The sequence below is a fragment of the Pseudomonas sp. GV105 genome (assembly GCF_003058185.1).
Taxonomy (GTDB): domain Bacteria; phylum Pseudomonadota; class Gammaproteobacteria; order Pseudomonadales; family Pseudomonadaceae; genus Aquipseudomonas; species Aquipseudomonas veronii.
The window spans coordinates 284,240-308,779 of sequence record NZ_QBUF01000001.1 but is presented as its reverse complement, the minus strand read 5'-3'; the positions used below and the strand labels follow the sequence as shown (position 1 = coordinate 308,779).

The 24,540-nt window shown below is 60.1% G+C and carries 19 protein-coding genes; 11 read left to right on the top strand and 8 right to left on the bottom strand.

The genetic code is table 11. The features are described from left to right. Window positions 1-45: 45 nt before the first annotated feature. Window positions 46-1,695: an NAD(P)/FAD-dependent oxidoreductase gene (locus C8K66_RS01375; protein ID WP_108524083.1), complete on the bottom strand. Its 1,650-nt coding sequence runs from the start codon at window positions 1,693-1,695 to the stop codon at window positions 46-48. Window positions 1,696-1,926: 231 nt separating this feature from the next. Beyond that, on the bottom strand, window positions 1,927-3,492 hold the full coding sequence (locus tag C8K66_RS01370) for a carbohydrate porin (protein ID WP_046383413.1): 1,566 nt from the start codon (window positions 3,490-3,492) through the stop codon (window positions 1,927-1,929). A 169-nt stretch (window positions 3,493-3,661) separates the two neighbouring features. On the opposite strand from C8K66_RS01370, the gene C8K66_RS01365 reads away from it, so the two are divergent. The 6 genes from C8K66_RS01365 (at window position 3,662) to C8K66_RS01340 (ending at window position 10,499) form a co-directional block, all read left to right on the top strand. After that, entirely contained in the window at window positions 3,662-4,936 is a 1,275-nt protein-coding gene (locus C8K66_RS01365; protein WP_108524082.1) for an ABC transporter substrate-binding protein, read from the top strand. Between the two features lie 21 nt (window positions 4,937-4,957). Further along, entirely contained in the window at window positions 4,958-5,920 is a 963-nt protein-coding gene (locus C8K66_RS01360) for a carbohydrate ABC transporter permease (RefSeq protein WP_057004108.1), read from the top strand. Continuing rightward, window positions 5,917-6,759 carry a carbohydrate ABC transporter permease gene (locus tag C8K66_RS01355; protein ID WP_046383410.1) on the top strand — a complete coding sequence of 281 codons (843 nt, stop codon included), beginning with the start codon at window positions 5,917-5,919 and terminating at the stop codon, window positions 6,757-6,759. Before C8K66_RS01360 ends, C8K66_RS01355 begins: the two co-directional genes overlap by 4 nt. A gap of 27 nt (window positions 6,760-6,786) precedes the next feature. Beyond that, window positions 6,787-7,932, top strand: coding sequence for an ABC transporter ATP-binding protein (locus C8K66_RS01350; RefSeq protein ID WP_108524081.1), 1,146 nt, complete (start codon window positions 6,787-6,789; stop codon window positions 7,930-7,932). Continuing rightward, window positions 7,929-9,431, top strand: a complete 1,503-nt coding sequence (locus tag C8K66_RS01345) for a sucrose-6-phosphate hydrolase (protein ID WP_108524080.1) — start codon at window positions 7,929-7,931, stop codon at window positions 9,429-9,431. Before C8K66_RS01350 ends, C8K66_RS01345 begins: the two co-directional genes overlap by 4 nt. 75 nt (window positions 9,432-9,506) lie before the next feature. Beyond that, a complete protein-coding gene (locus C8K66_RS01340) occupies window positions 9,507-10,499 on the top strand; it encodes a LacI family DNA-binding transcriptional regulator (RefSeq protein ID WP_046383407.1) in 993 nt (330 codons plus the stop codon). A 14-nt stretch (window positions 10,500-10,513) separates the two neighbouring features. Here the strand turns inward: C8K66_RS01340 and C8K66_RS01335 are convergent, their stop codons facing one another. Continuing rightward, the gene (locus C8K66_RS01335) at window positions 10,514-10,882 is read right to left on the bottom strand and encodes a helix-turn-helix domain-containing protein (protein ID WP_046383406.1); all 369 of its coding nucleotides are present in this window, start codon (window positions 10,880-10,882) and stop codon (window positions 10,514-10,516) included. A gap of 149 nt (window positions 10,883-11,031) precedes the next feature. Between C8K66_RS01335 and gstA the strand changes: the two genes are divergently transcribed. Further along, entirely contained in the window at window positions 11,032-11,661 is a 630-nt protein-coding gene (gstA, locus tag C8K66_RS01330) for a glutathione transferase GstA (RefSeq protein WP_046383405.1), read from the top strand. A 6-nt stretch (window positions 11,662-11,667) separates the two neighbouring features. Here the strand turns inward: gstA and ppsA are convergent, their stop codons facing one another. Both ppsA and glgA read right to left on the bottom strand, forming a co-directional pair. After that, complete coding sequence (gene ppsA / locus C8K66_RS01325) at window positions 11,668-14,124, bottom strand: phosphoenolpyruvate synthase (protein ID WP_017845789.1); 2,457 nt, start codon at window positions 14,122-14,124, stop codon at window positions 11,668-11,670. Then, the gene (gene glgA, locus C8K66_RS01320) at window positions 14,121-15,713 is read right to left on the bottom strand and encodes a glycogen synthase GlgA (RefSeq protein WP_108524079.1); all 1,593 of its coding nucleotides are present in this window, start codon (window positions 15,711-15,713) and stop codon (window positions 14,121-14,123) included. Before glgA ends, ppsA begins: the two co-directional genes overlap by 4 nt. Before the next feature lie 250 nt (window positions 15,714-15,963). Here glgA and C8K66_RS01315 point away from each other — a divergent pair, with 250 nt between their 5' ends. Then, window positions 15,964-16,773 carry an ABC transporter ATP-binding protein gene (locus tag C8K66_RS01315; protein WP_108524078.1) on the top strand — a complete coding sequence of 270 codons (810 nt, stop codon included), beginning with the start codon at window positions 15,964-15,966 and terminating at the stop codon, window positions 16,771-16,773. Continuing rightward, complete coding sequence (locus tag C8K66_RS01310) at window positions 16,770-17,549, top strand: ABC transporter permease (RefSeq protein WP_169850537.1); 780 nt, start codon at window positions 16,770-16,772, stop codon at window positions 17,547-17,549. The genes C8K66_RS01315 and C8K66_RS01310 overlap by 4 nt, the downstream gene beginning before the upstream one ends. Before the next feature lie 18 nt (window positions 17,550-17,567). Here C8K66_RS01310 and glgP read toward each other — a convergent pair whose 3' ends face one another. Further along, window positions 17,568-20,069 (bottom strand): alpha-glucan family phosphorylase, encoded by a 2,502-nt coding sequence (glgP, locus tag C8K66_RS01305; RefSeq protein ID WP_108524077.1) that lies wholly within the window; start codon window positions 20,067-20,069, stop codon window positions 17,568-17,570. A 24-nt stretch (window positions 20,070-20,093) separates the two neighbouring features. Continuing rightward, a complete protein-coding gene (locus tag C8K66_RS01300) occupies window positions 20,094-21,299 on the bottom strand; it encodes an acetate/propionate family kinase (protein ID WP_108524076.1) in 1,206 nt (401 codons plus the stop codon). Window positions 21,300-21,731: 432 nt separating this feature from the next. On the opposite strand from C8K66_RS01300, the gene arcD reads away from it, so the two are divergent. Together arcD and C8K66_RS01290 are read left to right on the top strand one after the other, a co-directional pair. Further along, window positions 21,732-23,222, top strand: coding sequence for an arginine-ornithine antiporter (gene arcD / locus C8K66_RS01295; protein ID WP_052735791.1), 1,491 nt, complete (start codon window positions 21,732-21,734; stop codon window positions 23,220-23,222). Window positions 23,223-23,310: 88 nt separating this feature from the next. Continuing rightward, window positions 23,311-23,853 (top strand): Hsp20/alpha crystallin family protein, encoded by a 543-nt coding sequence (locus C8K66_RS01290; RefSeq protein WP_046383400.1) that lies wholly within the window; start codon window positions 23,311-23,313, stop codon window positions 23,851-23,853. Between the two features lie 322 nt (window positions 23,854-24,175). On the opposite strand, the gene C8K66_RS01285 is transcribed toward C8K66_RS01290, so the two are convergent. Then, entirely contained in the window at window positions 24,176-24,430 is a 255-nt protein-coding gene (locus tag C8K66_RS01285) for an Lpp/OprI family alanine-zipper lipoprotein (RefSeq protein ID WP_017845783.1), read from the bottom strand. Window positions 24,431-24,540: the final 110 nt, after the last annotated feature.

Here is a 24,540-nt window from a genome sequence, read left to right as displayed (position 1 = left end):
AGAGAGTCGGAGTGACAGCTGCAATCAATGAGCAGTCGTTCGACCTCAAGCCATTTCAAAGCCTGGGTAACCCTGTGCGGCTATTTCGTCGCAGCGGCGATGATAGTTACCGACGCCGCCGATATACGATACAAGTCGGCGCGGTTTTCCATCGACGTTGGAGCCCATGTACCAAGAGTCGGTTTTGACGACCAGGGTCTTCGCCGCCGTCTCGTCGTGATGCTGTACCCAGTCGTCCTCGAACTCTTTGGAAGCTTCCACGACGTGTTTGCCGTGCTGGATGGCAAACTCAATGCATCCGGTGATCCAGTCCACCTGCTGCTGCAGGCAAGTGGTCATGTTGCAAAGTGCAGCCGACGGTGCCAATGGCGCACCGGTGGTGAACAGGTTGGGGTAGCCATGGATCTGCAGCCCCATCGATGTACGGATTTCTTGTTTCCACTGCTCCCTCAACGACCGGTTATCGCGCCCTCGAATGTCGATCCGGCTGAGTGCGCCGGAACCTGCATCGAAACCCACGGCCAGCACGATAATGTCTACCTCGTGAATCTTTCCATCCGCGGTCTGGATCCCCTCCGGCACAATGCGCTCGATCGGCGACTGCTTGCAGTCGACCGCCTCGACGTTGGGTTGCAGATAGACTTCAAGGTACTTGCTTTCCAGCGGTACGCGATGGGTGCCGAAGCCATAGTCGGTCGGGATCAGCAGGTTGCAGAGATCTGGCCTCGACTGCAGGCGTTCACGCATCTTGATACGCACGAACTCCGACACGACTTCATTGACCTGTTCGTCAAAGAACATCTCGGGAAACGACGCCAGCCACATGGCCAAAGAGCCATCCTCCCAGAGTTGTTCAAGCACGGCTTGTCGCTCGTCGGGGGTTTTCTCGGCCCAGGGGCCGGCGTCGAAGTCGTAGTCGAAACCGGCAAAGGTCTCTCGCACGCGCTTCTTGAGCTGGTGGAATTGGGTGCCCCACTTTTCCCAGTCTTCTTTGCTGTACTTAGGGTTCCTCATCGGAATCACATACTGCGGGGTACGCACGAAGACCTTCATCGATCCCACCGCCGGAGCGATGGTCTGGATCACCTGAATACCGGTGGCGCCAGTGCCTACCACGGCCACGCGCTTGCCGTTGAAGTCCACGGGGTCTTTTGGCCACAGGCCGGTGTGATAGATCTGACCGTTGAAGTCGGTTTGGCCGGGGAACCGATCGGACAGCGGAGCGGACAGCATCCCGCAGCAAGAGATCAGATATTGCGTATTGATCGTTTCGCCGGCCTCGGTTGTCACCCTCCAGTGCCCGCTCTCTTCGCAGAAGTGCGCGGCAGCGATGCGGGTGTTGAACTGGATATCTTTCTTGAGGTCGAGCCGATTCGCGACGAAGTTCAGCCACTGCTCTGTTTCGGGCTGGGCCGGGAAACGCTCGGTGGGTTGCCAGGACTTATAGAGTTCTTCAGAGAACCAGTACTGATAAATTTCTGCCTGAGAGTCAAACCGCGCACCGGGGTAACGATTCCAATACCATGTGCCGCCCACTCCGGAAGCCGTATCGTAGGCACGAACCGTCAAGCCCATCTCGCGAAGTCGATACAACTGGTAGAGGCCAGCTACCCCTGCACCAATCACCATTGCGTCCAAGTACGTGACTTTGCCGTTTTCGGCAGACACAGCGGCGAGTTTAGATTGAGCACTCATTTTGAAGCCTCATATTGTTATGTTTATATTTGCCTTTACTTACTTGCTGCCAGGCAATGCTTAAGGCACGGATAAACGATAACAACCGAGGCGCGTTCTACTCTTGAAGGAAATGGTGAATAGCTTGAACAATCCGGTGCGATGAACCGGGCTTCGTCGAGGCCGACGACAGAGGGGCGCGACGCAACCCGACCGACGCGCTGAAGACGCGTAGGCCGGCGCGTCCAGGCATTAAAACCAGGTTTCCATCTGTATCCCGTATTGCCATACACCGCCGGCCTTGAAGTCGGTCTTGCCGAAGGCGTCAGAGGTCGCGTAGTTGTCCAGATCGGAAGACCAGTTCATCACGCTTGCGAACACTCGCAACTCGGGCCGCGTGAGAAGGTCGCCAACGTCAAGCTTGAATGTTGGCGCGACAGTGAACTTCCAGAAGTTACCGTCGACTGCATTACGTTGTAGATAGCCCTTCGGGTCGAGGTTCATGGTTTGCCAGCTCAATTCGTAGGCCATCTCAAAATTGCTGTTGATTTCATTGGCCAAACGCATGTTGAGGGTCATCCAGCGGTAGTCGTCACCCTTGACGTATCTATCCTTGCTCTGCTCGGCCAACAAGCTCGGGCCGATGCGCCAACCAGGCGCGATGGGCGTCTCGCCATACAGTGCCAGACGCAGAGCGCGGGCGTCGTCAATCAACTCACCGTCCGAGCCGACGTTCTTGACCTCCGCGCCCAGGCCTTGCCCATAGAGCAGCGCGGTTTTGAAGAAGCCTTCCCTGCCGAAAAAGTTTTTCTGGTGGTTGGCCAGCATGGTGTGTACACCGGAATTCGCAGGCCTGAACCCCGCTTCGTTGGTGCGGGTGGCGAAATCGTTTTTCTTGGCGCCAATGCCATTGAACATCCACTGCCACTGACCATTATCGAAGAACTGGTTGGAGGTCAGGATGTAGCTTTCCACATCGGCATTCACACCGTCTCGACTGAAATCGCCGTAGGTACGCCCGATCAACGAGTAATTCGAGCGCCAATTCTTGTTCATCTGCACATCGTAGATGCCACCCCCGGTGCCGGCCAGATAGACAACGTCCGAATCCATCCAGTGGATATCGAAGTTATCGCGATCAAATCGCTTACCGGCCCACAAGGTCGCGTTCTCGAACACTGAGTTGCCCTTGAACGCGGCGAGATGGTCGAGTTCCGTGAAGACCTGGCGCACGTTCAACTTGCTTTCTTCGGCGGTCCAGTCATTGGAACTTTCCACGCCGTCGGCGATGGAGACCGTGAATTTCGCGCGGGTACCGTTCTGCGCATAGATCTCTTTCGACAGGTCTATACGCATGTAGGTGTCGTCTTCGTTACCGAGGCGCCCAACCGCGCCACCGACCGAGCCGGCCGGTGTCGTATACGGCCCGCCGCGGCCACCGCCGAGTCCCTGGTCAATCAGCAATCCCGAGCGGGCATAGCCTTTGAAGCTGAAGCCGTCTGTGAGGTGTCCGGTACCGCCCGGTTTTTCCAGGCTTTCTTGGCGGGCTTCGAGCTTTGCCAGCCGGGTATCCAGGGTCGGTGCCGCCGTTGCTTGCGCAGTGGCGGCAGCGGGCTGCAAGGGCGGCGTGGCGAGTTTGATCTGTTGCAATTCTCTGGCGAGTGCCTGGGTTTGCTGCTCGGCTGCGGCGGCACGTTTCTCGGCGGCGCTGGCACGGGCTTCGAACGCGGCCATGCGCTCTTCCAGAGTCGCGGCCTGGGACGTCGCTGCCGAGGTGCTGAGCACGCCTGCGAGCAGCCATTGTGATGCTTTCTGCATGTGGATTTCCCTGTTTTGTTTTTATTGTTTTGTCCCAGCGACAGACGTGTTTTTCCGTGAGGTGTGAATTGCCAGAGTCGGCAAAAAAAAGGATGCCTCATCGAAAATACGCTGATACATTGAGCGTGTTAACGTTAACTTCTCTAAAAACAAAAATAAAGAGGGCTTTATGAAACAACTGAAATCGCTCCTTCCCGCAGCGCTGCTTACCCTCTGTGCCGGGCTTCCTGGCGTCTCGAACGCAGCCGATCTGACGATCTCGTGCGGTGCAGTGGGTGCCGAGTTACAACTGTGCAAGGAGGCTGTCGAGGCATGGTCGAAACAGACCGGCAACAACGTCGAGGTGGTTTCCACGCCTAACTCGGCAACCGAGAGGCTGTCGTTCTACCAACAGATCCTCAGTGCGCAGTCCAGCGACATCGACATCATTCAAATCGACATGGTGTGGCCGGGAATGCTGGCCAAACACCTGATGGATCTGCGCGAGGTGCTTGCGCCGGACGCGACCCAAGGCTACTTCCAGGCCCAGATCGATAACGCCACGGTGAACGGACGGCTGGTGACGATGCCGTGGTTCACCGATTCGGGCCTGCTGTATTACCGCAAGGACTGGCTCGAGAAGTACAACAAGCCGGTGCCCCAGACGTGGGAGGAAATGACCGCTACCGCCAAGGAAGTTCAACAGGCCGAACGCAACGCCGGTAACCCCAATGTGTGGGGCTACATATTTCAGGGGCGCGCCTACGAAGGTCTGACGTGCAATGCACTGGAGTGGATCAGCAGCCAACCGGAAGGCGGACTGGTCACCCCGCAAGGCGACATCGTGGTCAACAGCCCGGCTTCAAGAGCGGCTTTGACCCTGGCGAAAAGCTGGGTCGGCGACATCTCCCCGCGTGGCGTACTCAATTACACCGAGGAAGAAGGACGTGGTGTCTTCCAGTCGGGCAATGCGCTGTTCATGCGTAACTGGCCTTATGTCTGGGCCCTGGTGCAAAGCCCGGACAGTGCCGTCAAAGACAAGGTGGGCGTCGCTCCCCTGCCCCGCGGCGGCAACGCCGGCAGCCACGCGTCCACCCTTGGTGGGTGGGGTCTGGCGGTTTCGCGTTACAGCGCCCATCCGAAGCTTGCCGCAGAGCTGGTGAGTTACTTGACCAGCGCTCAAGAGCAAAAACGGCGTGCGCTGATAGGCGCCTATAACCCGGTGATCGAGGCGCTGTATCAAGACCCCGAACTGCTCGCAGCAATGCCTTACTACCGTCAGCTCCACAGCATCCTCAACGACGGGGTCATGCGCCCCGCCTCAGTCACTGCCGAGCGCTATCCACGGGTCTCCAATGCGTTCTTCGATCGGGTGCATGGCGTGTTGGCGGGTGAGTTGCCCGTCGATCAGGCGCTTGCCGAGCTGGAAAGCGAACTCACGCGCATCAAACGCCGGAACTGGTAAGCCACAAGGAAGGAAATCACCATGTCTGTCTCTACTCCCCACGCCTCCTGTGACGAGCCCCTGCTCGCCAGGGAGACGCCCATACAGCGCCGCCGCCTGCGCGCCGCCTGGCTGTTTCTGACACCGATGTTGCTGTGCCTGGCCCTGGTAGCGGCCTGGCCGCTATTGCGCACATTCTGGTTCAGCCTGACCGACGCCAACCTGGCGGACACGCGTGGCGCAACCTTCGTCGGCTTTAGCAATTACCTGTTCTACAACGGCTCCGGCTGGTCGGGCATCCTGGTCGATCCACAATGGTGGAACGCGGTGCGCAACACGCTGCATTTCACCATGGTGTCGGTGGGCCTGGAAATCGTCCTCGGGCTGCTGGTGGCATTGCTGCTGAACATCAAGTTCACCGGCCGGTCCCTGGTGCGTGCGTTGATACTGATTCCCTGGGCGATTCCTACGATTGTCTCGGCGAAAATCTGGTCGTGGATGCTCAACGACCAGTTCGGCATCATCAATCACCTGATGCTGAGCCTCGGCCTGATTGACATGCCGTTGGCCTGGACGGCTGATGCGAGTCTGTCGATGTGGGCCGTCATCATCGTCGACGTCTGGAAGACCGTGCCCTTTGTCACGCTGCTGATGCTGGCGGCCTTGCAGATGTTGCCGAGCGATTGCTACGAAGCCGCCAGGGTCGATGGCATTCATCCGCTGCACGTGTTCTGGCGTGTCACGCTTCCACTGTTGATGCCTGCATTGCTGGTGGCGGCGATCTTTCGCATCCTCGATTCGCTGCGGGTATTCGACGTTATCTATGTGCTGACCTCGAACTCGTCGAGCACCATGAGCATGTCGGTCTATGCGCGCCAGCACCTGGTGGAGTTCCAGGACGTGGGCTATGGCAGCGCGGCGTCGACGTTGCTGTTCCTGGTCGTCGCGGTGATTGCGTTGCTGTATCTCTACCTCGGACGCCGTCAACTGGAGGTGCGCTCATGAGCCCGCGTCTACTCAAAAAAGCGCTGTTGCGCCTCGGGTTCTGGTGCCTGATCGGAATTTTGCTGCTGTATGCGGTCTTCCCTTTCTACTACGCCATCGTGACGTCGCTGAAGCCATCCAGCACCTTGTTCGAGGTGAGCTACTGGATCGACCGTCCCGACTTCTCCAATTATGCGGCGGTACTCCACCAACCCTCGTTCCTGAAAGCTATCGGCAACTCGCTGGTGGTTGCGCTGTGCGTCGTGACGCTGGCGTTGTTCCTCAGCCTGACCGCCGCCTATGCCTTGGGCAGGGTGAAGTTCCGGGGGCGCGGCACAGTATTGATGATGGTGCTTGGCGTCTCGATGTTTCCCCAGGTCGCGGTACTGTCGGGGCTGTTCGAAGTGATCCGCGCCCTGGGCCTGTACAACACGTCCTGGGCGTTGATCCTGAGCTACACGATTTTCACCCTGCCCTTCACCGTCTGGGTGCTGACCACATTCATGGGCCAACTGCCCCATGAGCTGGAAGAGGCGGCAATCATGGATGGCGCTTCGCCGTGGGTCACGCTGACGCGGGTGCTGTTGCCGCTGCTCTGGCCCGCCCTGGTCACCACTGGCTTATTGGCCTTTATCGCAGCGTGGAACGAGTTCCTGTTCGCCCTGACCTTCACCCTCACCGACACGCAACGCACGGTACCGGTCGCCATTGCCTTGATTTCCGGCGGGAGCCCCCATGAGCTGCCGTGGGGACTGTTGATGGCCGCTTCGGTGCTGGTCACGGTCCCATTGGTGATTCTGGTGCTGATCTTCCAGCGCCGAATCGTATCCGGCCTCACTGCCGGCGCGTTAAAGGGTTGATGCCCAACAAATACAAGGAACAGCATCGTGATCAAATTGAAACTGGACAACGTGAACAAACAATTGGGCGGCGCACGGATTCTTCGCGACGTCAGCCTGGAGATTGCCGCGGGCGAGTTCGTGGTGTTCGTTGGCCCTTCGGGCTGCGGAAAATCGACCCTGCTGCGACTGATCGCCGGGCTGGATTCGATCTGCGGCGGCGACCTGCTGATCGACGGACGACGGGTCAACGACCTGGAACCGCGTGAGCGCGGCGTCGGCATGGTGTTTCAGTCGTATGCGCTGTACCCGCACATGAGTGTCTACGACAACATCAGCTTCGGTCTCAAACTGGCCAAGACGGAAAAGAGCAGCTTGCGCGAGCGCGTGCTGAAAACTGCGCAGATCCTGCAACTGGACAAACTGCTGCAACGCAAGCCAAAGGAACTGTCCGGAGGCCAGCGTCAGCGTGTGGCCATGGGCAGAGCCATGGCGCGGGAGCCGGACATTCTGTTGTTCGATGAGCCGCTTTCCAATCTGGACGCATCCCTGCGGGTGCAGATGCGCAACGAAATCGCCCGTCTGCATGCTCGACTGGGCTCGACCATGATCTACGTCACCCACGACCAAGTAGAAGCGATGACCCTGGCCGACAAAATTGTCGTGCTCAACGGCGGCCGCGTGGAACAGGTCGGCTCACCGCGCGAACTCTATGAACGCCCGGCCAGCCGCTTTGTCGCCGGTTTTCTCGGCTCGCCCAGAATGAACTTTATGCCGGCGCGCCTGCATGCCCCAGGCAAAACCAGCCTGATCGACACCCCTGTAGCGGGCATGACTGCCCTGCCCTTCGACAGCTCGAACCTGCCGGCAGACGCGCAGTTGAGCCTGGGGATTCGCCCGGAGCACCTGTCGCTCAAAGCGGCTGAGGGCGCCAACGGTGTCGTCGTGACCGGGGTCGAATACCTGGGTAGCGAAACCTATGTACACCTCGAATCGGGTCAGGACGAACCCCTGATCTGCCGTTGCGAGGTCAACGCCGGATGGCAGGTGGGCGATCGGGTCGAGCTGCAGCTGGACACTGACAACCTGCACCTGTTCGACGCCGACGGCACCGCCTTGAAACGCCATCCGGCCGCCGCCGAACACCTGCCCGATGACGTCGCTCTTCATTCATTCCGAGCACGCGCCCTATGACTTTGTCCTTGAATACCCTGAGCGAGCCAATGCCTTCAGCCCTTGACCTTGCGCAGCGCGCACTGCATGACGGTGCGTCTCGCGTCGTCGACGACTATCGCCCCGGCTATCATATTGCGCCACCAGCCGGCTGGATGAACGACCCGAACGGGGTCGTGTACTTTCGTGGCGAATATCACGTGTTCTATCAACATTACCCATTCGAAGCGAAATGGGGCCCGATGTATTGGGGGCACGCCAAGAGTGCCGACCTGGTTCATTGGCAGCACCTGCCCATTGCGCTGGCGCCCGGCGATGAGTGCGACCGTGACGGTTGTTTTTCCGGTAGCGCAGTGGTGTGTGGGGATACCTTGGCACTGATCTATACCGGGCACACTTGGCTTGGGGAAGTGGGCGACGAACGCTCGATCCGTCAAGTCCAGTGCCTGGCCACCAGTGTCGACGGCATCCGTTTCGTCAAGCATGGCGCAGTCATCGAGACCGCGCCGCAAGACAACATCATGCATTTTCGCGACCCCAAGGTATGGAAGGAGGATGACGCTTGGTACCTCATTGCCGGCGCACGCCTGGGCGACAGGCCGCTGCTTCCGTTGTACCGTTCCACCGATCTGCACGCCTGGGAGTTCCTTGACTATATTGCCGCGGGCAGCGACGGCGATGGTTATATGTGGGAGTGTCCGGACCTGTTTCGACTGAACGGACGCGACGTGCTGCTGTATTCCCCGCAAGGCATGCTTGCCCAAGGGTACGAACGGCTGAACAAATACCAGACGGGTTATCGAGTGGGCCGACTCGACAGCGCGTGGCACTTCACCGGCGGGCCGTTTATCGAGCTGGATAACGGCCACGATTTCTACGCCGCGCAGACCCTCGTGGCCGCCGATGGTCGGCGTCTTGCCTGGGCCTGGCTCGACATGTGGGAAAGCCCGATGCCGAGCCAGGCCCATCACTGGAGCGGCATGCTCGGATTGCCACGCGAACTTGAACTGTGTGTCGATCGCCTGCGCATGTTTCCGGCCCGGGAACTCACCGCACTGCGCGGGACGCTGCTGCCGGCTACCGCGTGGTGGGAGGCGTCGGGAAGCCGCTGGGTGCCGCAAGTGAATGGCGATATGCTGGAAATCCATGTGCATCTGGATTTACTCGGCTGCACCGACGGCCACTTGGGAGTCGCCTTGCGTTGCAGCGACGATGGCCAGGAACAAACCCTGCTCTACTACGATGCGGCGTTGCAGCGCCTGGTTCTTGACCGCAGCCGCTCGGGCGCGCAAGTCAGCGGCCAGCGCAGCGTGGCGATAGACCCGACACAAGGGCAACTGGCACTGCGGGTGTTCCTCGATCGTTCGTCCATTGAAGTGTTCGACGAAAACGGCAGCTTCAGCCTGAGCAGTCGCCTCTACCCGCAGCCCGGCAGTCTGGGGGTGAAGCTCTTTGCAAGCGGGAGTGGTGGGCGTGTCGCCATTCCCAAGGCATGGCCACTCGCCTCGGGATGGTTATGAACCGTGTCATTCGAGTCGCGAGAAGCGCAGGCCATGTGTCATGATTCGGCCTCAACCTGACCGGTCTCGCTTCGCATGACTTCAGTGAAAGACGTTGCACAGCTAGCCGGCGTATCCCTGATGACGGTTTCCCGAGCGCTCAACAACCCGGAAAAATTGAGCCCCGAAACCTATCAACGGGTGCGCCGCGCCATCGACGAATTGCAATTCGTGCCCAGCCTGTCGGCGCGCAGGATTCGCGGCGACAACCTCCAGACTCGAACCATCGGCGTATTCGCGCTGGACACCGCGACAACCCCGTTCGCCGTCGAACTGCTGCTGTCCATCGAACAGACCGCGCAGCAAGCCGGCTGGAATGTATTTATCCTCAACCTGTTAAGCAACCCGCCCACCGACCAGAACATCGACCTGATGTTATCGCACCGTCCCGACGGGTTGATCTTCAGCGCCATGGGGCTGCGCCAGGTGTGCATTCCCGAGCGATTGAAGAGCACCCGCCTGGTGCTTGCCAATTGCCTGGCGGATGACAGCCGCCTGGTCAGTTATGTGCCCGACGATGAAATGGGGCAGTATCGAGCCGTACATCACGCCTTGAGCCAAGGCTATCGGCGCCCTCTGTTGATCAATCTCCCAAAACAGAGCCTGGCGTGGGGGCTGCGGCAAAAAGGCCTGCAGCGTGCCTGTCAGGCATTCGGGCTGTTGCCTGAGGCACTCCTGCAATATGACCTTTCCGATCATGACGCCTATGGTGAAACCGCGACCATCCTCGACCGGCACATCATCGAGGGTCGCCCCCAATTCGACATTCTGATCTGTGGCAACGACCGGATTGCTTTTTGTGCCTACCAGGTGTTGTTGGGCCGCGGGCTGAAAATCCCCGATGATGTCGCCGTGCTCGGCTACGACAATATGATCGGTATCGCCGAACTGTTCATCCCACCGCTGACAACGGTACAACTGCCGTACTACGAGATCGGTCGCAGGGCCGCCCGACACCTGATCGACGCCGTCGAGGTATCGGGAGCCCAGTCAGTCGATTGCCCGTTGGTTGCCAGGGCGTCGCTCTAAGGGCAGCCATTGCCTCAACCACGCGCACTGTCAGTCAAGACCGAAGACATGCTCACAATCTCCTCACATGGGCGACTCTTGACCCACAGCCCAAACTCTTTCATTACCGCAACGACCGGTTCCAATCGTCGCCCGTCCACGGTGAGTTCGTACTCAACCGTCACGGGCACGGTGGGGAATACCGTCCGTTTGACCAGCCCGGCTTGCTCAAGGGCGCGCAAGTCGAGGGTCAGCATGCGTTGTGAAATAGCCGGAATGTCGCGCCTCAGCGCATTAAAACGCTTCGGCCCATCGAGCAGGTAGGACGCAAGAAGCAGGCGCCAGCGGCCACCCAACAAACGCATCGCTTCTTCGACCGAGCAGCCAGAGATGTTGTCTTTCATAGTCAGAGTCCTGGCCGGGTGTAGGTATATTTTTTGTACCTATACTACAAAATAGTGCGTTCTTCCTATTTTATACCGGGCATCTAGAATCAGCTGAAGCGCGCTCTCCATTGGATTGACAGCGCTCCCCCCTGTCCTGGAGTTTGCCAATGAAGTTGTACTACATCCCCGCGTCTTGCTCGCTTTCGCCCCACATCGTTCTGAATGAATTGGGTCTCGATGCCACGCTGATCAAGGTCGATCACAAGACGCACCTTACCGACTCGGGCGCCAACTACTTCGAGGTCAACCGTCTGGGCTACGTACCCGCCATCGAGCTGGACGATGGCACGCTCCTGCGTGAAGGCCCGGCAATCGTGCAGTATTTGGGCGACCTGAAGCCGGCGCTTGGGCTGGTTCCCGCTCATGGCACCCTCGATCGATACCGACTTCAGGAATGGCTGAGCTTCCTGTCGTCTGAGATTCACAAGGGCTACATTCCGCTGTTGTACGCCACACTCGCAGGTCAATACGTCGAGACTGCCAAGCCAAAGCTGGAAAAGCGCTTCGCCTGGATCGACGAACAATTGAGTACCCGTCCATACCTCATGGGCGATGCCTTCACGGTGGCGGATGCCTATCTGTTCGCATTGACCGGCTGGGGCCAGGCCTCTTGGCTGACCAGCTATTACAAGGCCGACATCCACTTCGAGCACTTGCATAACCTCCGGGCCTGGTATGACCGGGTCAAGGTGCGTCCTGCGGTGCGCAAAGCATTGCGAGACGAAGGCCTTGCATGAAAGGCCTCACGTGCCGATGTTGCCCCGGTCGGCCTCATCGCTCGGTAACCGCTGCGCCTGCACCGCCAGCACATGCCGAATCGTCGCCAGCACCGCGTCCGGGCTGAGGCTCATTGAGTCGATGCCAATCGACACCAAAAACTCCGCCATCTCGGGATAATCCGACGGCGCCTGCCCGCAGATTCCCGAGTGTCGGCCGTTACGCTTGGCGCCTTCTACCGCCAGGCGAATCATCTGCTTGACGCCCGGGTCGCGCTCATCGAAATCGAAGGCGACGATTTCCGAGTCGCGGTCCACGCCGAGCGTCAACTGGGTCAAGTCGTTGGAACCGATCGAGAAGCCGTCGAACAGTTTGGCGAACGCGTCGATCTGGATCACGTTGTTGGGTATTTCGCACATGATGTAGACCTCCAGCCCGTTTTCTCCGCGCTGCAGGCCATGGCTGGCCATGGTCGCCAATACCCTTTCGCCCTCCGCCACGGTGCGGCAAAACGGGATCATCAACTTGATGTTGGTGAGGCCAATGTGTTCGCGCGCCCATTTCATCGCCGCGCACTCCAGCGCAAACCCTTCGGCATAAGCCGGATGGCTGTATCGGGACGCGCCGCGAAAACCGATCATCGGGTTGTGTTCTACCGGCTCGAAATACTGCCCACCCAGCAGGGTCGCGTACTCATTGCTCTTGAAGTCGCTCATGCGTACCACGCACGGTTTTGGGTACACCGCTGCGGCAATGGTGGCGACGCCTTCGGCCAAGGTCTTGATGAAAAAATCCGTAGGGTCCGCATGCGCGGCGCTCAGCACGGCGATTTTTTCACGGGTGGCGTCATCCAGCTTTTCCGGGTGGACAAGGGCCATCGGATGGACCTTGATGCATTCATTGATGATGAACTCCATGCGCGCCAGACCGATACCGTCGACCGGCAGCGAGGCCAGGCTGAAGGCCTGGTCGGGGTTGGCCAGGTTCATCATGATGTGCGTGTCGGGATGCCCGAGTTGGCTGAGGTCCGTTTCCTCGACATCAAAATCCAGGATGCCGTCGTAGACCGTTCCGATTTCGCCTTCGGCGCAACTGACGGTCAACAAGGCGCCGGTTTTGATTGTCGCTGCCGCATTGGTGGCGCCCACGATCGCGGGAATACCCAGCTCCCGCGCCACGATGGCCGCGTGGCAGGTGCGTCCGCCGCGGTTCGTCACAATCGCGGCGGCGGTTTTCATCACCGGTTCCCAATCCGGAGTAGTGGCTTCGGAGACCAGCACTTCACCCGGTTGAAACTCGCTGAGCTGTTTCACATCGTTGACGATACGGGCCTTCCCGGCACCGATGCGGGTGCCGACCGCCTTCCCCTTGAGCAGCACTGGCGAGCGTTGCTTGAGGTGATAGATCTGCAGCACGCTGCCTTTTTTCTGCGAGGCCACCGTTTCGGGGCGCGCCTGGACCATATACAAGTGGCCATCGATCCCGTCTTTCGCCCACTCCATGTCCATGGGTTTGTAGAAACCGGCTTTGCTCGAATAGTGGTTTTCAACCTTGATGGCATAGTCAGCCAGGACCATCACATCCCCGTCCGAGAGGCAAAAGCGCGTTTGTTCTTCGTCGGGTGTTTCGATATTCGCGGTGTACTCCTGCGCGATGTTCCCGGTATTGAGGGTGTCGGTAAACACCATCTTCTTTTCTTTGCTGCCCAGGCTACGCTTGAGCACGCCACGATAACCGGCGACGAAGCTGGGTTTGTGTACGTAGAAACTGTCCGGGGCCAGCGCGCCCTGCACCACATTCTCCCCAAGCCCCCACGCGGCGTTGATGAACACGACATCCTTGAAGCCGGTTTCCGTATCCAGGGAAAACATCACGCCACTGGCCCCGAGATCACTGCGCACCATTTTCATGATGACGACGGCGAGATCGACTTTGAAGCAATCAAAGCCGTTGTCGTATTTGTAATGGATCGACCGATCGGTGAAGTTGGAGGCCAGGCAACGCTTGTAGGCATCGAGCAGCGCATCTTCATTGGCGATGTTGAGATAGGTCTCGTTCTGCCCGGCAAATGACGCCTGCGGCGAGTCCTCGGCGGTTGCCGAGGAGCGCACGGCCAGTGAAAGGCTGTTGCCATATTCGCGCTTGAGCTGGGCGTAGCTGTGCAGTATCGCGCTCTTCAGGTCTTCCGGCAGCGTACAGCCATACACAATCGCCCGCGCCCGTTTACCGCGGGCTTGCAGGTCCTTGATGTCGTTGGGGTCGAGGCCGTCGAGCGCGGCATGCAGCGGCGCCCACGCCTTGTTGTGCTCAAGGACATAACGGTACGCGTCTGAAGTAACGGCAAACCCGTTGGGTACGCGGATGCCCTGGCCTGTCAGGTTCTGGTACATCTCTCCCAGCGAGGCGTTCTTGCCACCGACCTGTGCGACGTCGTTGATACCCAAGTCCTTGAACCAACGAATGTGCGGCTGTGAATGGGTCACGATATCTCTCCATTGAGTGAGGGGGCCGCCAGGGATACCCGATTGGCCTTCAGCAATCGCAGATACAGGGCGCTGTAAGGCTTTATGGCTTGGTGCCAATCGAACGGCTTGCGCATGGCGCGGCAACGCATTGCATTGAGCAGTTCAGGGTTGGCGAACACCTTGATCGCCCGCGTCAGTGCTGCCGCGTAGCTTTCCACGGTGGGTTCCTCGAACAGAAAACCGCTCACGCCATCTTCGATCGTGTCGGCCAGCCCACCGGTATTACGGGCTACCGGTAATGAGCCGAAACGCTGCGCATACATCTGGCTCAGGCCGCACGGTTCATAGCGCGACGGCATGAGCAGGAAGTCACTGCCGGCAAACATGCGCCGGGCATCCGTTTCGTTGAAGCCGATAAGCACACCGACCTGGCCCGGGAAGCGCTGGGCCAGCTCCCGTGCGGCCTCCTCTTCCTGCGGTTCGCCACGGCCGATGATGGCGATCTGCCCGCCCTGCCTGACGATGTGCCCGGCAACGCCAATGGTCAGATCCAGGCCTTTCTGGAAGACCAGACGCGATACCACCGCGAACAGAGGCCCCGTCGACGGCTTGAGATTGAACAACTGACGGACATAGTGGGCGTTCACCGCCTTGCCGAGCCAATCGTTAGCGGCAAACCGGCAGATCAAGTGCTCATCGGTTTCGGCGTCCCAACTGGCGTCGATACCATTGGCAATGCCGCTGAGCAGCCCTTGTTCGGCTTTGCTCTGCAGAAAGCCGTCCAGGCCGCAACCGAACGCTGGCGTGGTGATTTCCCGGGCGTAGGTCGCGCTGACGGTGGTGATGTGGTTGGCATAGGCCATGCCGGCCTTGAGCAATGAGAGCTTGCCGTAGAACTCCATACCGTCCGAGGCCAGCGCGTGCTCGGGGATGCCCAGTTCGCGCCGGGAACCGCTGCTGACCATGCCTTGATAGGCAAGGTTATGGATGGTGAAAATGCTCGGCGTGGCCTGCCCACGCCAGCGCATGTACGCCGGCGCGAGGCCGGCCGGCCAATCATGCGCGTGCACCAGCTCCGGACGCCACTGGCACTTCACCGCGCCTGCGGCGAAGTCGGCTGCGGCCAGGCCGAGACGGGCAAACCGGATATGGTTATCCGGCCAGTCACGGCCATTGTTATCCCCGTAAGGAGTGCCTTCACGCTCATACAGTTCGGGACAGATCACCAGGTAAATGACCAGGCCATCCGTCATGTCCATCCGCCCGATCTTGCACGCCGGCAATGCCGCATGGCCCTCCAGCTCGCTGATCACATGGACCGGATTTCCGCTGTTGAGCACTTGCGGGTAACCCGGCATCAACACGCGCACATCGTGCAGGGGATGCAGGGCCCGGGGCAATGCCGCCGATACATCGCCGAGCCCGCCGGTTTTCACGAGGCCGGCCAATTCGGAGGTCACGAACAGGACCTTGGCTCTCGCCGCCACGCTGGTAATGGCCGGTGAAACCGGCGCTAGCGCCAGCGGATCAACAGTCGAGGTAACCCATTCACTGACCGGCAGATTGAAACGTTCAGCCTGCGGGGAAATGGCGGCTGCGCCCATGATCCTTTTCCTTTTTGTTGAGTCGAGAGTGCGGGAAGACGATTAAGTCAGTCGCACGAGTATCTGGGGTTGCTCCCGATGCCCTCTGATCTTTATCAACAAATGCGCTTTGCTGCCGCGTGGTACAGCGCCCATTGCGACAGACGACACCTCAGCCTGGCGTTGTTGATTTAGCTCAATGATTTTCCATGGCGCAGGTGTAGAAATTTTAAAGCGAGGGCGTGCGTCCCCGCCCCAGCCTACGGAAGCCACCATGCCCGATGCCAGCGAACCCTTTGCCATCGCCACCCACCAGTTGCGCAAATGCTTCGATCACTTCGTGGCACTCGAAGGGTTGAGCCTGCAAGTGCCGCATGCCTGCATATTCGGCCTGTTGGGCCCGAATGGGGCCGGCAAGAGCACTGCCATCAAGACGCTCACCACCTTACTGGACCCCACTTCCGGCTCGGCGACGGTGGCGGGTTTCGATATCGCGCGCCAACCCGTCGAGGTGCGCCGCCATATCGGCTACGTGCCGCAGATGCTCTCGGCGGACGGCGCATTGACCGCCATCGAGAACTTGAACCTTTCGGCGCGGTTGCAGGGGTTGCGCGGTGCCGAGCGTCGGGCCCGGGTCAAAGAAGCGCTCGCGTTCGCCGGGCTGGAGGCGACGGCCTCAAAACTGGTTCGTGCCTATTCCGGCGGCATGATCCGTCGCCTGGAAATCGCCCAGGCCACCTTGCACAACCCCCAAGTGCTGTTTCTGGATGAGCCGACCATCGGCCTGGACCCCATCGCACGCCGAACCGTCTGGGAACGCCTGGAACACTTGCGCGAGAAAGGCACGACGATCCTGATCACCACCCACGACATGGAAGAAGCCGACACGTTGTGTGATGAACTGGCAATCCTCCATCAGGGACGCCTGGCCGTCGTCGGCAAGCCCGAGTCGCTCAAGGCGCAAGTCGGCGAAAATGCCAGCCTGGACGACGTCTTCGTGCATTTCAGTGGCGTCGGCCTTGAACAAGGCGGCGATTACCGTGGCACACGCGATAGCCGTGATGCGATCCAGAGGTTGGGATGAACCGCCTGCTCAGTTACCTCAACGAGACATTCGCGGTCTGCGACGCCGAGGTGCGCAAGCTGATTCGCGACCCTACCGAGCTGCTGTCCAGAGCCATCCAGCCGGTGCTGTGGCTGGCGGTATTCGGCCAGGTCTTCAGCCAGGTGCGCGGCATTCCCACCGGTAACCTGCGTTATCTGGACTTCATGGCCCCGGGCATTCTGGCGCAGAGCATCCTGTTCAGTGCGATCTTCTACGGCATCGCCATCATCTGGGAACGCGATCTGGGGATCGTGCATAAACTCCTGGTCACCCCGGCGCACCGCAGCGCGTTGATCATGGGCAAGGCCTTCGCCGCAGGCCTGCGCGGGCTGGTGCAAGCGGCCGTGGTCTATCTGGTGGCGATTGCCTTGCACGTTGAAATCCGTTGGGAGTTGATGCCGATCCTGACAGTGGCCGCTGGCGTCTTCGTGGGCTCGTGTATCTTCTCGACGTTTTCCCTGGTCATCGCCTGCATCGTCAAAACCCGGGAGCGCTTCATGGGCATCGGCCAAGTCCTGACCATGCCGTTGTTTTTCGCCTCCAACGCGATTTACCCCCTGGAGTTGATGCCCGGCTGGTTGAAAGTGATTGCCGTGTGCAACCCGCTGACCTACCTGGTCGATGCATTGCGCTCAGGCATGATTGTCGGTGGAACCAGTGTGTATGCCCTGACCACCAGCTTTGCGGTGATGCTCTCGGTGTTCACCGTTCTTCTGCTGTTGGCCGCCAGGCTTTACCCCGGTTTGGCTCGCTGATAATAGGCGCATCACAGCTCAACGCTGCCACGCAATCAATGGGTTTTCCGCTGGCAGAAAGGCATCCGCGTGCCAGGCGCGAACCCTCGGAGTGTAGTGCTCCAGCGGGCGCGTGGCGGCGACCGAAATGGAATAGATATAACCCTGGATGGCACCCGGAATCACATCGACGGCTTTCATCAGCAAGCACTCTGCGGGGTACTCGTCGCACAGGCCGCCATAGAGTTCCACCTTGACCCACAGAGGCGAGATCTCACCCAAATAGACCGGCACGCGAACGCTCAGACAGTCGCCATCGCGATGCCCCTCGACCGCGCCGAAGTGAATATTGTCCCAGGCCGCCGTCAACGCCTTCTGCCAGGCATGGAGCGTGCGCGCCAGTGCCGCGTTATCCTCGCGGCGGCGTCGAAACGCCTGAATCGCCGGTTGGTAAAGATGCTCCAGGTATTCCTGCAGCATGCGATTGCTGCTGTAGTACGGCCCCAGCTGCGACATGCTGGCGCGCATGCGTTGCACCCAGTCGCGTGGAATACCCTGTGCATCGCGTGAATAGAACGTGGGGACCACCTCGTTTTCCAACAGACCGTACAAGCGCTCGGCGTCGACGTCGTCATCGCTCGGCGCGTCATCCCCGATCGCCCAGCCATAGGCGGGCTGGTACGCTTGCGCCCACCAACCATCGAGTTCCGAGAGGTTCAACCCGCCGTTGACGAGCACCTTCATGCCACTGGTGCCGCAGGCTTCCCAGGGCCGACGCGGGGTGTTGATCCAGACATCGACGCCTTGCACCAGGTGTTGGGCCATTTCCAGGTCGTAGTCTTCCAGGAACACCACATGCCGGCGCAGCCCCGGGCGATGCACGAAGTCGAGCCATGCCTGGATCAGTTGCTTGCCGCGCTCATCGGCGGGATGAGCCTTGCCAGCGATGAGCAGTTGTACCGGATGCTGCTCGTTGGTTAACAGCCGCGCCAGGCGGTCGCTGTCGTGCAGCAGCAGGTTCGGGCGCTTATAGTCGGTGAAGCGTCGCGCAAACCCGAGCGTGAGGCAGTTGGGGTCAAACACCTGCCCGCCCTCCGCCACCTGCTGCGCCGATTCGCCACGCTGCTCGAGCTGCCAGGCCAGGCGCTTGCGCGCATAGCTCACCAGGTCGCGCCGTTGCTCGGCAGCCATGTTCCACAAGGCCTCGTCGTCATTGTTGGCGACCGTCGCCGGCAGCAACTCGACTGCGCCGCGCCAACGCTCCTTGCCGCAGCTTGTGGTCCACAGATGATCGGACCACATTGAGTCCCAGGACGGCACATGCACACCGTTGGTGACATGCCCCACCGGTATCTCTTGAACAGGCCAGCGGGGATACAAATCGCTGAATAGCCGTCGGCTGACCTCGCCGTGCAAGCGGCTCACACCATTGGCTTGAGCGCACCCACGCAGCGCCAGAAAAGCCATGTTGAAGGGTTCATCCGCGTCCGACGGATTGCGTCTGCCCAACGCCAGCAACTCGTGCGATGTGAGGCGGCAGTCGTCGAGATAGCCGCGGGCATACTTGAGCACCAGTTCCGCGGAAAACACATCGAAACCCGCAGCCACTGGCGTATGGGTCGTAAACACGTTGCCTGCCCGCGTCGCCCACCAGGCTTCCTGGAACGATGTGCTCTTCTGATGCATGAAGCGCCGGGCACGCTCCAGCACCAGCAGTGCAGCATGACCTTCGTTGAGGTGGCACACATCGACATTGATCGCCAACGCTTCGAGTGTGGCCCAGCCGCCGATGCCAAGCACCACTTCCTGCAGCAAGCGCATCTCCGAACCGCCGCCGTACAACTTCGAGGTGATGCCACGGTCGCTGGCGCCGTTGAGCAGGTCGTTACTGTCGAGCAGGTACAGGCTGGTACGCCCGACGATGGCCTGCCACACGCGTAAATACAGGGTCCGGCCGGGAAGCACCAAGGGGATTTTCAACCACGCGCCGTCCTGTCCAAACGTCGGCTGGATCGGCAGGCTGGTGGGGTCGTTATAGGGGTAGGCCTCCTGCTGGCGCCCCATCGCGTCGATGGATTGTCGAAAATAGCCTTCCTGATAGAGCAACCCCACCCCGAGCACCGGTACGCCCATGTCGCTTGCCGTCTTCAGGTAATCCCCGGCCAGCACACCGAGCCCGCCGGCATAAAGCGCCAGCGCCTCGCTCAGGCCGAATTCCATGCTGAAGTAGGCGATCCGCTTGGAATCGCCAGCGCTTGTCTGCTGCGCATACCAACCCGGCTCGCTGAGGTAGTGCCGATGCTCTTCGATGGCGTGCGCGAGGGTTTGCGAGAACGTCGCATCTCGGCAGAGTTCTCCTAGCCGGTGCGGCGAGGTGTTCTGCAGTATCAACCAGGGGTTGTGGGTACGCTCCCACAGCTGCGGGTCGATGCTTTTCCAGAGCTCGTCGAGCGCATGGTTCCAGGTCCAGCGCAGGTTAAGCGCAAGCTCGGTCAATGCGCGCAACTGCTCTGGCAGTTCGCGTGGCAAGAATGCATACACGTCGACACCTCAAGGCGATAGTGGCTAAAGCGCCTCGCTCGATGCCGGCGCCGGCAGCAAGGCCAGGCTGTGTCGAGCGATGACTGCATTTTCATCAGTGGCTATGACCCAGGCCGATACCGGGCTGTCCGGCGTCGTCAGGCAGGCTCCGGTGGGAGGGTGCTGGTTGCGGGTTACGCCTAACCAGGCGCAACCGTCGAGAATCCCGTCACGCACGGTGGGTGCATGTTCGCCAATGCCGCCGGTGAACACCAACGCGTCGAGCCCGCCGAGCAATGCGGCCAGCGCGCCGATTTCCTTGACGGCACGCCGTACAAACAACTCAATGGCCTGCGCGGCCCCTTCGGCGTGGCTGGCCAGCAGCGTCCGCATGTCACTCGCCACACCGCCAGAGACGCCCAGCAATCCGGACTCGTGGTACAGCAGGTGTTCGACCGCCGCCGCGCTCATGCCGCGTTCGCGCAGCAGGTACAGCACGATGCCGGGGTCCAGGTTGCCCGGGCGGGTGCCCATCAACAGCCCGTCCAGGGTGGAAAACCCCATGGTGGTGCCGCAACTGATGCGGTTACGCATCGCGCACAGGCTGGCACCGTTGCCCAGGTGTGCGACCAGGGTGCGCCCGGCCGCCGCGCGCGGGTCGTAATCCGCCAGGACCCCGGCAATGTACTCGTAGGACAAACCATGGAAGCCGTAACGCCGCAGGCCCGCCTCGCTCAGTGCCCGGGGCAGGCCGTACAAGGTTTCCAGCGGGTCGAGTGTGTGGTGAAAGGCGGTGTCGAAGCAGGCCACCTGAGGCAGCTCGGGATGCTCGCGGGCCATATGGAGAATCGGTGCCAGGCACAAGGGCTGGTGCAACGGTGCCATTGGAATCAGTCGTTGTATCTCGTCGATCAGCGCGCTATCGACCCGCGCAGCCACTTCCCGACGGGCGCCGCCATGGACCACCCGATGCGCCGCGCCGACAATCTGCCATTGGCGGTTGCTGCCCAGCCAACGCATCAGGTTGCCCAGGGAAACTGCGTCCATGCAACTGTCGGCGCGCCATTGCTCCTGATGTTCGGCCTCGGATCCTGGGGCCTGATACACCAGCGTTGCCCTGCCCTGGCGCACTTCAATCATGCCGCTGCCCAGGCAATGGACCGTTGGTGCCGTCACGAAGTAAAGGGAAAACTTGAGGGTTGAAGAGCCCGCATTCAGCACCAACAACGCCGGGCAAGGGGCATCCATCATGCGCGGCTCCACAGCGCCGGGGAATCCACGGCCTGACGGGAGCCGCCAAGCAGTAACCGTAATGCTCGCATCATGGGCCGCCTCGACACTCGATGAGGTTACAGGGAACCTTGCCCCAGGTTGGCCTTATCCTGGCATCCACGGGGCGCGGCGGCTTGACCTTCCTCAATAAAATGTTCCCGTTACGGTTCGGCGCGCTCCTGGCGTATCAATATCATCGACGAACAACACTTTGGCGTTTCACGACGAAAACACCCGCGAAAAAATGTTTTTTGAAAAACAATTCAATCAGTTAAGTATTGCGACTGATCCGCAGACACTTACATCTGATCTAAATCAACCAGACCCAGCCCCTTCGCGCAGAAATTAGATGCAGCAGTCGCACCCTCGCATTCGACGGTGCAGATACTCACGTTTTCGTGGAGGCTCGTCATGGCTACGCATCTGCAAGGCTCTCAACCGATCGTCCCGCCGGCTGTCCAACCCGTGGCAGGCAGTCTGCGCAAGGTAGAACCCAAGCGCTTGTCGCTGAGCTTGTTGATTGCCCTGGTGGTCGGTTCGATGATCGGCAGCGGCATTTTCAGCCTGCCGCAAAACATGGCTGCCAGTGCGGGCGCCGGTGCGATTCTGATCGGTTGGTTGATCACCGGCGTCGGCATGCTGTCGCTGGCGCTGGTCTATCAGACCCTGTCCAACCGCCAGCCCGCGCTGGACAACGGTGTGTTTGCCTATGCGCGTGCGCTGGGTGGCGAATACCTGAGCTTCAACTCCGCCTGGGGTTACTGGATCAGTGCCTGGATCGGCAACGTCAGTTACCTGGTGATCCTGTTCGCTGCGCTGAGTTACTTCTTCCCGGTGTTTGGCGAAGGCAATAACAAGGCGGCGATCGCCGGTGCGTCCGTGGTGTTGTGGGCGTTGCACTGGATGATCCTCAGGGGCTTGCGCACCGCTGCGCGGGCCAATGCGTTGACGACGGTCGCGAAGATCGTGCCGTTGCTGTTGTTCATCGGCCTGGTGATCGCCGCGTTCCAGCGTGAAACGTTCACTGTCGACTTCTGGGGCTCGCCGGCGTTGGGCAGTACGCTCGATCAAGTCAAAAGCACGATGCTGGTCACCGTTTGGGTGTTTATCGGGATCGAGGGCGCCAACGTGTTTTCTGCCCGTGCGGCGGAGCGGGCCAATGTCGGGCGGGCCACGGTGATCGGTTTTGTCATCACGTTGTTGCTGCTGATTTCGGTGTCCTTGCTGTCGCTGGGGGTGCTCAAACAACCGGAACTCGCCGCCTTGAAGAACCCCTCGATGGCGGGCGTGCTGCAGGCCGCGGCCGGGCCATGGGGCGCGGTGCTGATCAGCATCGGCCTGATTGTTTCGGTCGGCGGCGCCCTGCTCGCCTGGACGTTGCTGGCGGCCGAGTCGGTGTTCACGCCCGCCAAGGAAAAGGTCATGCCTGTCTCGCTGGGCGTGGAAAACACCCAAGGCGCGCCAGCCAATGCGCTGTGGCTGACCAACGGCTGCATTCAATTGTTCCTGCTGCTGACCTTGTATTCGAGCGCTACCTATCTCGCGCTGATCTCCCTGGCCACCTCGATGATTCTATTGCCGTACCTGTTCAGCGGCCTGTATGCGCTGAAACTGACCTGGAAGGGTGACACCTATGCCGGCCACCGCGCCCTGCAATTGCGCGACATGGCCATCGCGGCCGTCGCCACGCTGTATTGCATGTGGTTGCTCTATGCCGCCGGGCCGAAATACATGCTGCTCAGCGCCCTCCTCTACGCCCCGGGCTCGTTGATCTACCTGGGCACCCTGCGCGCCCGTCAGGGACAAGCGCTCAGCGGCCCCGAGACCGGCCTGTTGATCATCATCTGGGCGGCCGCGGCCTATGCCGGCTGGATGCTGTGGTCGGGGACGCTGACCTTGTAACGATGGGCTTGCCCCCGTGTTCTGTCCTGGCAGGCCGCGCAGAGGCCGTTCTGCTGCCTGCCTTCTATCTGAAGAGGAGTACCGAAAGATGAGCAATTCCGCAAAAAAAATGCCGGTCACTACCGAACACAAATCCGACCAGCATCCCGTGACGACAGACCTGTGGCGGCCGCTGGAAAAACTGCGGCAACAGGTGGACCACCTGTTTGATGACTTCAATCTCGGTTCCGGCCTGTCGCCCTTCAGCCGGGGGCTGTTCGACGTTGAACCGTTCTGGCGTCGCGAGCTGATCGGCCATGGCATGCCTGCCGTGGACATCACCGAGAAAGACAAAAGCTACGAGATCACCGCCGAAGTACCCGGCATGGATCAGAAAGACATTGAGGTCAAACTGTCCAACGGCAGCCTGATCATCAAAGGCGAGAAACAGGAGGACAAGGAAGAAAAACGCAAAGGCTACCACCTTAGCGAGCGTCACTACGGTTCCTTCGAGCGGGTGTTCAACCTGCCCAAAGGTATTGATGCCGATAAGATCGACGCGAGTTTCAGCAAAGGCGTGCTGTGCATCTCGTTGCCGAAAAAGCCAGAAGCCATGAAAGCGGATAAAGTCGTGCCGATCAAAGGCGAATGAATCCCAGGCTGCACTGCCCCTTGGCGGGAAACCGACAAGGGGCTTTTTTTATCTGCAGTGGTTCAACGCTTCATCCCCGGAAAATATCGAACAGCTCGATCTTCAAGAGCGTGCGAATGCACAGGTAACGCCTGCCGAACGTCAGCCTAAGCCACATGTTCAGCGGCAGTCCGTTACGCGAAGAGATGATAGTCGGGGAAAACCAAGCCAATGCTGTTGAGTCGACGCGCAGGTGCCAGATGTGCTGCCTGGCAGGGCTGGTTGCAGGCCTGCGGCTGTCTTGCAGCAAACCCGACGACGTGTCGGGTGCTGCAACCGTTCACTATTTGCGGCTGGCTTTTTCGAGCATCCGGCTGGCGCGCTCATTGGCCTGGTCGGCAGTCTGTTGCGCCTGATTGGCCGCCATCGCCGCCTGCTCCGCTTTCGAGTAGGCTTCATCGGCTCTGGCGCGTGCCGACAGCGCAGTGCTTTGAGCAGCCTCCAGGCGTGCATCCAGTTCTTTGGCCGGTTTGTTACTGCAACCAGCCGATAACGCGAGGAGGACGCTGAGCAACACTACGGGTAAACGCATATTCATGGGTATTCTCCTTGAGGGTCGTAGCAGGAACGCTCCGGCTACGGTTCAAGTATCCGGCGCCGTCGGTGCGGGGCTCTGATTTTTGTCAACTTTCGACCAAGAATCAGACC